This is a genomic window from Xanthomonas bonasiae, assembly GCF_017163705.1.
GTDB classification, from domain to species: domain Bacteria; phylum Pseudomonadota; class Gammaproteobacteria; order Xanthomonadales; family Xanthomonadaceae; genus Xanthomonas_A; species Xanthomonas_A bonasiae.
The window spans coordinates 86,068-97,393 of sequence record NZ_JAFIWB010000023.1; the positions used below are offsets into that span (position 1 = coordinate 86,068).

8 protein-coding genes are annotated in these 11,326 nt (G+C 70.6%); all 8 read right to left on the minus strand.

What is annotated here, in order from left to right:
• Positions 1-159: 159 nt before the first annotated feature.
• Positions 160-888, minus strand: coding sequence for a response regulator (locus JR064_RS17380; RefSeq protein ID WP_206230569.1), 729 nt, complete (start codon positions 886-888; stop codon positions 160-162).
• Entirely contained in the window at positions 878-3,568 is a 2,691-nt protein-coding gene (locus JR064_RS17385; protein WP_206230570.1) for a sensor histidine kinase, read from the minus strand. Before JR064_RS17385 ends, JR064_RS17380 begins: the two co-directional genes overlap by 11 nt.
• 66 nt (positions 3,569-3,634) lie before the next feature.
• Positions 3,635-4,270, minus strand: coding sequence for a potassium-transporting ATPase subunit KdpC (kdpC, locus tag JR064_RS17390; protein WP_206230571.1), 636 nt, complete (start codon positions 4,268-4,270; stop codon positions 3,635-3,637).
• A gap of 41 nt (positions 4,271-4,311) precedes the next feature.
• Positions 4,312-6,372: a potassium-transporting ATPase subunit KdpB gene (kdpB, locus tag JR064_RS17395; protein ID WP_179568419.1), complete on the minus strand. Its 2,061-nt coding sequence runs from the start codon at positions 6,370-6,372 to the stop codon at positions 4,312-4,314.
• A 10-nt stretch (positions 6,373-6,382) separates the two neighbouring features.
• Positions 6,383-8,104: a potassium-transporting ATPase subunit KdpA gene (kdpA, locus tag JR064_RS17400; RefSeq protein ID WP_206230572.1), complete on the minus strand. Its 1,722-nt coding sequence runs from the start codon at positions 8,102-8,104 to the stop codon at positions 6,383-6,385.
• A gap of 16 nt (positions 8,105-8,120) precedes the next feature.
• Positions 8,121-8,213 carry a potassium-transporting ATPase subunit F gene (locus JR064_RS17405; RefSeq protein WP_046977662.1) on the minus strand — a complete coding sequence of 31 codons (93 nt, stop codon included), beginning with the start codon at positions 8,211-8,213 and terminating at the stop codon, positions 8,121-8,123.
• Between the two features lie 18 nt (positions 8,214-8,231).
• Entirely contained in the window at positions 8,232-8,960 is a 729-nt protein-coding gene (locus JR064_RS17410; RefSeq protein ID WP_191825481.1) for a TorF family putative porin, read from the minus strand.
• Positions 8,961-9,139: 179 nt separating this feature from the next.
• Entirely contained in the window at positions 9,140-10,717 is a 1,578-nt protein-coding gene (locus JR064_RS17415) for a CocE/NonD family hydrolase (RefSeq protein ID WP_206230573.1), read from the minus strand.
• Positions 10,718-11,326: the final 609 nt, after the last annotated feature.

Below are 11,326 nucleotides of genomic sequence, written 5' to 3' on the forward strand. Positions count from 1 at the left end.
CGACCGGCGACCGCTTTTTGTAGGAGCGGCTTCAGCCGCGACGAACGCAGTGGAAAAGTCTGACGACTTGGGAATCTGTCGGGGCTGAAGCCCCTCCTACAGTGCACCGGGCCGGGTTATCGACCGTCTTGCAGAACCGGCTCTGATTAACCGTGCGTCTCAGGTGCTGCGCTCGCTCACGCCGATGAAGCGCAGCCCTACGCCCGGCTCGGTGGCGATGTAGCGCGGCGCCACCGCGCTGTCGCCGAGTTTCTGCCGCAGTTTGCCGACCAGGATGCGCAGGTAGTGGGTGTCTTCCTGGTGGGTCGGCCCCCACACTTCGCGCAGCAGTTGCGGCTGGGTGAGCACGCGCCCGCTGTGCCGCAGCAGCAGCGCGAGCAGGGCGTATTCCTTGCGGCTCAGCGGCAGTGGCTCGCCGTCCAGGCGCACCTCGCGCAGGCCCAGGTGGATGTGCAGGTGGCCGTCGTCGAACACCGGCTCGGCCTCGCCGGCGGCCGGTTGCATGCGCAGCAGCACGCGGATGCGCGCCATCAGTTCCTGCACGCCGAACGGCTTGGTCACGTAGTCGTTGGCGCCGGCGTCCAGCGCCTGCACTTTCTCCGCTTCGCCGGCGCGCACGGTGAGCATGATCACCGGCACCGCGGACCACTGCCGCAGTTCGCGCAGCACGCTGTGTCCGTCCTGGTCGGGCAGACCCACGTCGAGCACCACCAGTTCGGCGCCGTGCGCGGCCAGCTGCGCCAGGCCGTCGCCGCCGCTGGCCGCCTGCAGCACGCGGTAACCCTGCGCGCGCAGGCTGATGTCCAGGAAACGCCGGATCTGCGGCTCGTCGTCGATGACCAGCACGCGCGGCGGCGGAATCGGATCGGCGTGGGACTCAGTCGGCATCGGGGCGGGGTGGCGGGGCGGCGGGTTCGATCAACGGCAGGGTAATGCGGATCGTGGTGCCGCGGCCATCGGCGCCGGGCAGCGCCTCGACGCTGCCGCCGTGCGCGCCGATCATGCCCTGGCAGATGGTCAGGCCCAGGCCGGTGCCGTGGCGGCCGCGGTCGCCGCGTTCGACGCTGTAGAACATGTCGAAGATGCGCGCGCGCTCGTCCTCGGGAATGCCCGGGCCGCGGTCGCCGATGTCGATGCGCAGGCGCCCGTCGACCATCGCCGCGGCGACCCGGATCGCCTCGCCCTCCGGCGAAAATTTCGCCGCGTTCTCCAGCACGTTGAAGATCGCCTGTTCGACCAGCGCCGGATGCACCCACAGCGTCGGCAGCTCGGCGGCCAGGGCGATGTCCAGCCGCACCTGCGGCTGGTAGCGCTGCAGCCGCCGCGCGGCCGAGCCGATCAGTTCGTCCACGTCGATCCAGTCGCGGTTCAAGGTCAGCCCGGTGTGGCCGAGCCGGGTCATGTCGAGCAGGTTCTGGATGTAGCGGTCCAGGCGCTCGCCTTCCAGCTGGATCGTCTCCAGCAGGCTGCGGCGGTCGTCGGCGTCCATCGCCTGGCCGTAGCTGGACAGGCTGCTGGCCGCGCCGATCATCGCCGCCAGCGGCGAGCGCAGGTCGTGCGACACCGACGACAGCAGCGCCGAGCGCAGGCGTTCGGTCTCGCCGCTGACCCGCGCGCTTTCCAGGTCGGCGACCAGCCGCGTGCGCAGCGCGGCCTGGCCGATGTCCTCGACCATGGCTTCGGCCAGGCGCTGCTGCTCCAGCCCGGGACGCTGCACGCCGGCGGCGAATTTCAGCCCGACCACGCCGATCGCGCCGCGCTCGTGGCGCACCGGCAGGAACCACCAGCTGGCGCCGGCCAGGGTGTCGGTGAAGCGGCCGGTGGCCTGGCCGTGGCGCTGCGCCCAGTCGGCGGCGCTGCGATCCACCGCCGCCATCGATGCCGCGTAGTCGTGCGCGCCGTCCTGCGCGGCGGCGTGCGCCGCCTCCAGCGGCTGCAGCCGCACCCAGGCCTCGGCCTCGAGCGTGGCGGCCAGCGCGCGGCGCCCGGCCTCCAGCACCTGGCCCAGGTCGGCGGCGCTGGTCAGTTCGCGGCCCAGCCGCTGCAGCGCGGTGGTCTGCGCGTTGGCCGCGCGCAGCGCCAGCACCTGCATGCGCAGCCGCGACGCCAGGCGCCCGGCGACCAGCGCTGCGACCAGGAACAGCAGCACCGTGACCACGCCCTGGCGCGCGCCGATGTGCAGCGTGTAGCGCGGTTCGATGAAGAAGAAGTTGTAGGCGAAGAAGCTCAGCAGCGCCGACAGCACCGCCGCGGCCATGCGCGTCTTCGCCGCGACCATCACCACCGCGACGATGAACACCATCGACAGGTCGTCGATGCCGACCCAGCGCTCGGCGATCCAGCCCACCGCCACCGCCAGCAGCGAGGCGACGGTGGCGAACACCAGGTCGTCGCGCGACAGCCAGTGGCCGGGACTGCGCCAACGCCGCCGCGCACGCGCGCGCGCCTCCGGCGAACTGATGATGACCAGCTCGTAGTGCGCGCCGCGCTGCAACAGCTGCTGGGTCAGCGTGCGGTTGATCATCCGCGCCAGCGGCCGTTCGCGGGTGCGGCCGAGCAGCAGCGTGGACACGCCGTTGTGCGCGGCGTGGTCGAGCAGCGCATCGGCCACGCTGGCGCCGTGCAGCAGCGCGGCGTCGCCGCCGAGCCGCCGCGCCAGGGCGAAGGCGCGATCGACCTCCAGCTGCCAGGCTTCCTCCGGCTGCGCCTGGGTCTGCACGGTGACCACGCTCCACGGCGCGCCGCGGCGCTCGGCCAGGCGCCGCGCCACCCGCACTAGGTAGTCGGACTGGCCGCGCCCGTCGATCGCCACCAGCACCCGCCGCCGCAGCGCCACGCCGGTGCGGCCCTGTGCGGCCTGCACGTCGCGCAGGTCGTTGTCGACGCGGTCGGCCGCGGTCTGCATCGCCAGTTCGCGCAGCGCGGCCAGGTTCGACGGCGAGAAGAACGCCTGCAGCGCCTGTCCCGCCTGCTCGGGCAGATACACCTTGCCCTGTTGCAGGCGTTCGATCAGTTCGCGCGGCGGCAGGTCGACCAGCACGATGTCGCGCAGCCGGTCGAAGATCGCATCGGGCACGGTCTCGCCGACGCGGATGCCCGTGATGCGGTGGACCACGTCGTTGAGGCTTTCCAGGTGCTGGATGTTGACCGTGCTGTAGACGTCGATGCCGGCGTCGAGCAGTTCCTGCACGTCCTGCCAGCGCCGCTCGTGGCGGCTGCCGGGCGCGTTGCGGTGCGCCAGCTCGTCGACCAGCACCAGCGGCGGGTGCCGTGCCAGCAGCGCGTCCAGGTCCATTTCCTCGAGCGTGCGGCCGCGATATTCCACGCGCCGCCGCGGCTGCACGGCCAGCCCGTCGAGCAGCGCCGCGGTCTCGGCGCGGCCGTGGGTCTCGACCACCCCGACCACCACCTCGCTGCCCTGCTGCTGCAGCTGGCGCGCGCGCGACAGCATCGCGTAGGTCTTGCCGACGCCGGGCGCCGCGCCCAGGAACACGGTCAGGCGCCCGCCGCGTTCGCGCTGGAGCGCGCCGATCAAGGCGTCGGCCTGCTGGGTGCGTGAGTCGGACATGTGAGCGCCGGGATTGGGGATTCGTGAGTCGGGATTCGCAGAGCCTACAGCCTTGGGCCGCCGGTACTACTGCTTTTGCTTTTCTCCATTCCCGATTCCCGTCTCCCCATTCCCGGCCTTATCCAACGCCAGATTCAGCGCCAGCACATTCACCCGCGGCTGGCCGAGCACGCCGAACTGGCGCGGCTGCGCCTGCGCGGCGACCAGCGCGGCGACGGTCGCCACCGGCAATTCGCGCGCCTTGGCCACGCGCGCGACCTGCTGCTGCGCCGCGGCCACGCTGATGTCCGGGTCCATGCCGCTGCCGGACTGGGTCAGCAGGTCGTCCGCCACCTGCGCCGGGGCGACGCCGTCGCGCGCGGCCACGCTGGCGCGCGCGTCGGCGATGCGCTGCTGCAGCTCCGGATTGCTGCGCGCCTGGTTGCTGCCGGCCGCGGACATCGGGTCGAACTTGGCCGCCGACGGACGCGGCTGGAAATAGCCGGGCGCGGCGAACGGCTGCGCGACCAGCGCCGAGCCGAGCACGCGACCATCGCGTTGCAGCAGGCTGCCGTTGGCCTGCGCCGGGAACAGCGCGCCGGCGAGCAGGGTGGACAGCAACGAGTACAGCGCGGCGGCGCCCAGCACCAGCAGCGGCAGTACCAGCGCCGCGCGCCAGCGCAGCGGTTCGCGGTAGGAAGAGGAAACCGGGGAAACGTTCATCGCAGGTGGTCCGAAAAGGAAGCGGAAGATCGGCGCCGGGTTCAGCCCAGCGCCACCAGCAGCAGGTCGATGAGCTTGATCCCGACGAACGGCAGCAGCACGCCGCCGACGCCGTAGATCAGCATGTTCCGGCGCAGCAGCGAGGTCGCCGTGGCCGGGGTGAAGCGCACGCCGCGCAACGCCAGCGGAATCAGCGCCGGAATCACCAGCGCGTTGAAGATCAACGCGGCCAGCACCGCATGCACCGGGCTGGACAGGCGCATCACGTTCAGCGCCGCCATCTGCGGGATCGAGGCGGCGAACAGCGCCGGCAGGATCGCGAAGTACTTGGACACGTCGTTGGCCAGCGAGAAGGTGGTCAGCGCGCCGCGGGTGATCAGCTGCTGCTTGCCCACTTCCACCACCGCCAGCAGCTTGGCCGGATCCGAATCCAGGTCGACCATGTTGCCGGCTTCCTTGGCCGCCTGCGTGCCCGAGTTCATCGCCAGGCCGACGTCGGCCTGCGCGAGTGCCGGCGCATCGTTGGTGCCGTCGCCGACCATCGCCACCAGCCGGCCGCCGGCCTGCTCGGCGCGAATGCGCGCGAGCTTGTCTTCCGGCGTGGCCTCGGCGATGTAGTCGTCGACGCCGGCCTCGGCGGCGATCGCCGCGGCGGTGAGCGGGTTGTCGCCGGTGATCATCACCGTCTTCACCCCCATCGCGCGCAGCCGTGCGAACTTCTCGCGCACGCCATGCTTGACCACGTCCGACAGCTCGACCACGCCGAGCACGTGCCGGCCCTCGGCCACCACCAGCGGCGTGGCGCCGCTGCGCGCGACCTGCTCCACGCGGCCCTTCAGTTCCGCCGGCACCAGCCCACCCAGCGCGGTGACGTGGCGGATCACCGCATCGGCCGCGCCCTTGCGGATCGAACGCGGCGGCTGTTGCCCCTGCGCGGCCAGATCGACGCCGGACATGCGCGTCTGCGCGGTGAAGGCGACGAAGCTGGCGCCGTCCGGATCGGCCGGCGGCATGCCCTGCTCGCGCGCCAGGCGCACGATCGACTTGCCTTCCGGGGTCGGGTCGGCCAGCGAGGACAGCATCGCCGCCTCGCGCAGTTGCACCGCATCGACGCCGCTGAGCGCATGGAACGCGGTGGCCTGGCGGTCGCCGTAGGTGATGGTGCCGGTCTTGTCCAGCAGCAGCACATCGACGTCGCCGGCCACTTCCACCGCCTTGCCCGACTTGGCCAGCACGTTCGCCGACAGCGCGCGGTTCATGCCGGCGATGCCGATCGCCGGCAGCAGCCCGCCGATGGTGGTCGGGATCAGGCACACCAGCAGCGCGATCAACAGCAGCGGATCGATGCGCACGCCGACGTAGCCGGCGATGACCGGCAAGGTCGCGACCACGATCAGGAAGGTCAGGGTCATCGCCGCCAGCAGCATGGTCAGCGCGATCTCGTTCGGGGTCTTCTGCCGGTTGGCGCCTTCGACCAGCGCGATCATGCGGTCCAGGAAGCTGTGGCCGGGCTCGGCGGTGACCTTCACCACGATCTCGTCGGACAGCACCTTGGTGCCGCCGATCACGCCGGAACGGTCGGTACCGGCCTCGCGCAGCACCGGCGCCGATTCGCCGGTGACCGCCGCTTCGTTGATCGTGGCCACGCCGTGCACGATCTCACCGTCGGCCGGGATCAGTTCGCCGGCGGAGATCACCACCAGGTCGCCGGGCTTCAGTTCGGCGGCGGGAATGCTGGTTTCGCCGTCCAGTTGCGCGCTGCTCACCCGGCGCGCCACCAGGTCCTTGCGCGCGCGCCGCAGCGAGGCGGCCTGGCCACGGCCGCGCGCCTCGGCCACCGCTTCGGCGAAATTGCCGAACAGCACGGTGATCAGCAGGATCGCGGTCACCGCCCAGCCGAACGCGGGCGCGCCCTGCCCGGCCACGGTGATCAGGGCCGACAGCAAGGTGCCGGCGAACACCACCGCCATCACCGGACTGCCGAGCAGGTGACGTGGCGAGAGTTTCAGCACGCTGGCGCGCAGCGCCGCACGCAGTGCGGGGCCGTCGAGCAGACCGGGCTTGTGGACGGAGGAAGAAGCTTGCGGAAGCGGGGTGCTCATGGTCGTGGTCTCAGTGCGCGGCAAGCGTCAGGTGATCGGCGATCGGACCCAACACCAGTGCCGGCGTGAATTGCAGAACGGTCAGGACCGCGATGACCGCGATCAGGGTCAGCGCGAAGGTCGGCGTTTCCACCTGCAGGCTGCCGCCGGTTTCCGGCGCCACGCGCTTGCGCGCCATCTGCGCGGCCACGATCAGCGGCACGATCAGCGCCGGATAGCGGCCCAGTATCAGCACCAGCGTGCAGGTCAGGTTCCACCACGGAATGCCGTCGCCGAGGCCTTCGAAACCGGAGCCGTTGTTGGCGAAGGCCGAGGTGTACTCGTAGAACACCTGGCTGATGCCGTGGAAGCCGGGATTGGAGGTGGCGGTGATCGCCGCCGGCATGGCCAGGGTCAACGCAGTGAAGCCGAGCAGCACCAGCGGCTGCAGCAGGATCAGCAAGGCCAGCAGGCGCACTTCGCCGGCCTCGATCTTGCGCCCGAACAGTTCCGGCGTGCGCCCGGTCATCAGCCCGGCCAGGAACACGCTGAGCAGCAGGTACACCAGGAATTGCTGCAGGCCGCAGCCGATGCCGCCCCAGATCGCGTTGACCAGCATGTTGACCATGGCCACGCCGCCGGTCAGCGGCGCCAGCGAATCGTGCATCGCATTGACCGAGCCGTTGGAGGTCTGCGTGGTGAGCGACGACCACGCCGCCGAGGCATCGGCGCCGAAGCGCACTTCCTTGCCTTCCATCAGCGCCACGCTGGCGGTGCTGGCCGAATGGCCTTCGGACCACACCGACACCGCGGTGGAGGCCAGCGACATCGCCAGCATGCTGCCGAACACCAGCACGGTGAATTTGCGGCGCCCGGTGAACGGGCCGACCATGAACGCGATCGCCACCGGGATCAGCACGATCGCCAGCATCTCCAGCAGATTGGAGAACGGGGTCGGATTCTCCAGCGCCATCGCGCTGTTCGGACCGTACCAGCCGCCGCCGTTGGTGCCGAGCTGCTTGATCGCCACCATCGCCGCGACCGGGCCGAGCGGGATCTTCTGCGCGGCCATACCGGCGCTGGCGTCCAGCGGCGTGGCAGTGGGACCGGCCGCCAGCGTGGACGGCACGCCCTGCTGGGTCAGCAGCACGGTCCACAGCAGGCACAGCGGCAGCAGGAAGCGCAGCGTCGGCCGGATCACGTCGGCCCAGTAGTTGCCGACGTCGGCTTCGTCGACGCTGAGCGTCGCCTGCTGGGTCCCAGCGTTCGCGGCGGCCGCTCGCCCACCGAACAGCGCACGCAAGGTCGCCACCACCAGCGCCAGGCCCATCATCGGCGTGATGAACTGCAAACCGACCACGCCCACCGCCTGCGACAGATACGACAGCTGCGCCTGGCCCGAGTAGTGTTGCTGATTGGTATTGGTCAGGAACGAGACCATGGTGTGCAGCGCCACGTCCCAGCGCATGTTCGGCACCGCATCGGGATTGAGCGGCAACCACGCCTGGGTCACGAACAGGGCGAACACCAGCGCGCCCAGCACCAGGTTGCTGGCCAGGAACGCGCCGGCATAGCCGCGCCAGCTCATGCCGCGCGCCGGATCGGTGCCGAGCAGGCGGTACAGCGGCCGTTCGATCCAGCCGAACAGCGCGTCGCCGCGCATCGGCGCACCGCGCATCACCTTGGCCAGGTACAGGCCCAGCGGCCAACCCAGCAGCAGCGCGAGCGCATAGACAAGCAATGTATCGATCATGGCAGTAGCACTCGGCTCAGAAATCTTCGGGACGCAGAATCACGTACAACAGGTAGCCGGCGGCGACGATCACCGCCACGCCGCAGATCAGCGATAGCCAGGTCGGCATGTCATCTCTCCTCAGGACTCAAAAGGTGGCTTGCAGCGCGGCTTCGACCCGCGTGCCGGCCATGTCGGGGAACAGCCGCTCGGCGGCGCGGTCGGTGTCGTGCGCGGTCAGCCGCAGCTCCAGCCCCGGTCCGCCCTGGCGAATGCCGGGCAGGGTGAACACGGCGCTGACCAGCCCATGCGTGTAGCTATCCGCGTAGCTGCGGGCGAGCCAGTAATGGCCCACCGCCGCCTCGACGCGGAAGCGCTCGTTGAACGGGTAGCGCGCGCCGAGCTGCGCGTAGGTGCCGGTGGTGTCGCTGGCCAACGCATCGTCGGACCAGCCCAGTTGCGCCCACACGCGCTGCTTCCAGGTCACGGTGGCGCCCAGCTCGGTCCAGTTCAGCGCGGCGGCCGAGGGGTATTGGTAGCGGGTCAGGTTCGCGTCCCAGGCCCAGTCCGGCGTCCACTGGCCGCGCCAGCCGAGCACGCCGTCGACTTCGGTGCTGGCGTGCGGGGTGCTGTCGAACTTGATCGACGAGGCCCACAGCGACGCGTACGCGCCGTTGTCGGCGGCCAGCGCCAGACCGGCCTGCACGGCAGGATCGCCGTCGCTCTGGGTGCTGCCGCGCCAGACGTAGTCGCTGGTGAGCGTGGCATTGCCGCTGACACTGGCGGCGTTGGCCGCTGCGCTGCCGGCAAGGAGAAAAAGCGCAAGCGCGCCGCGCGACAGGAGTCGGCGGGCGGCACAGGAAAGCGGGGAACGCATGACGTCGGATCCAGGGCGGAACCATTCCGCCGACCTGGTCATGTTCCGGCGCGGGGCCGTAAAGTCGCTATCGGCCGATGCCGGCGGCCGCGTAAATTCCGCGTAATTTCCGCGGCCGTGCGGCCACGGCAAGACGCGGGAAAGGCCGGCATTGCGCCGGCCTTTCCGTCAAACGCAGGTCAGTGCAGCGGCACGCTCAGGCTCGACGGCGCGGCCGCCGGCGAACTGAAGCTGACGCTGCCGCCGAAGCGGCTGGCCGAGGTGTAGCGCGGATCGGTGGTGTCCACCACCAGCACCAGGCGGTTGCCGGCCGGGATATCGACCGCGGTCGCCTGCAGCTGCAGGTCGATCGTGGTCGCCACGCCCGGGGTCGCGTTGCGCAGCGAGTACGGCGCGTGGCTCAGCAATTGCGCCACGCCGAGCCCGTTCATGCTGTACAGGTAGGCGAACAGCGACACGTTGGCCTGGCTCGGGGTCACCGTCACCCGCAGCGACGGGCTGCCGGCCAGGCGCTTGGCGCTGGTGTACACCGGCCCGCTCCATACCGCCGCGCCGTTGCGATCCACCAGCGGGATCGAGGTGGTGACCGGCTGGCCCAGACCCTGCAGCAGGCCGCTGACCAGCAGCACGCCCGAATCGGCCAGGGTCGGTACGCCGGTGGCGATGCCCTTGCTCCAACCGGTGCTGGTGCCGGTGCTCAGCGCACCGGTCGCGATCAGGCCGCTCGGGCGGGTCAGGCCATAGCGCGTGGCGCCGGCCTGCACGCTGTTCCAATCGGCGTAGCGCAGCCAGGTGCCGTCGAGCGTGGCCAGCTGCACCGGCTGCTCGCTGTCCACGCCGTTGGCCTGGCCCTTGAGGTAGTGGTCGAACCAGCGGGTGGTTTCCGTGTACACCTCGTTGGGCAGGCCGAGCGCGCCCGGCAGTTCGGCCGTGGCGTGATCGCCCTGGCTGAACATCAGGTGCTTGGGCACGCTCAGGCGGTTGTACAGGTCGATGTACTGGTTCGGCGGGAACAGGCCGTCGTTGAACGCATTGGCCATCAGCACCGCAGGGCCGTTGCGGTTGAGCGCCTGCACTTCGTTGATCACGCTGCGCTCGCCGGCCTTGGGCAGGAAGCCCTGCACCGCGCCGTCGTAGTCGCCGACCGCGACCCGCGCGCTGATCTGCGCCAGGTCCGGCCCGGGCCGGCCGGTGATCGCGCCGGAGGCCACCAGCAGGGCGACGCCCTGTTCGCTGACCGTGGCGTTCGCGTACAGCGAGGCCTGCAGGTCGGCCCAGCCGCTGAGCGCGGCCACCGCCTTGATCCGCGGATCGCGCGCGGCGGCGAGCAGGCTGGTGCCGGCGCCGTAGGAAATGCCGGACACGCCGATCGCCTTGGCGTTGGCCGGGGTATTGGCCAGCGCCCAGTCGATCACCGTGCTGACGTCTTCCACCGTCGGCGCCCCGGCGATGTCGATCACGCCCGCCGAATCCCAGAACCCGCGCGAGGTGTAGCTGACCACCACGTAGCCGTTGCTGGCCAGCTCGCTGGCGCGGCCCACGTATTCCAGGTTGGGCAGCGACCAGCTGGCCGGCATCACCACCAGCGGGAACGGCCCGGTCCCCTGCCCCTGCGGCACCAGCACCAGTGCGCCGAGCTTGGTGCCGTCCCAACTGGAAATGGTCTGGTACTGCTTGCTGAAACCTCCGGCGGACGCGGCGGCGGAGAACAACAGCATCGCGCACAGGGCGATGCAGCGGGACACGGACATACGCATGTACTGCCTCCCAAACGGCGCCGGGTCGGAATGGCCCAGCTGCCAGAAACGGTTACGGGTGCGCGACGTGGGGATCGGACGTCGCGACCATACCAGCGGGTACGGACAACTTCACGCCGCAGTGCGGCACGGTATGGTGGGGCTCTTGTGGCCGCCCAGTAGGTTCTCAGCTGGTCCGCCGTCTCTATTTCGGCCGGACCCTCATCCGCCCCTGCGGGGCACCTTCTCCCGGCGGGAGAAGGAACAGCCGCGGTGCGCTTTAGCCCCTCTCCCACCGGGAGAGGGGTTGGGGTGAGGGTCCGGCGCGAAGCGTCTCGCGGAGTTGGGTGTACTGAGGCTGCGCCCGGACCCTCATCCGCCCCTGCGGGGCACCTTCTCCCGACGGGAGAAGGGAACGGCGCGGTGTGCTTTAGCCCCTCTCCCACCGGGAGAGGGGTTGGGGTGAGGGTCCGGCGCGAAGCGACTCGCGGAGTTGGGTGTACGAGGCTGCGCCCGTACCCTCATCCGCCCCTACGGGGCACCTTCTCCCGAGGGGAGAAGGGAACGGCGCGGTGTGCTTTAGCCCCTCTCCCACCGGGAGAGGGGTTGGGGTGAGGGTCCGGCGCGAAG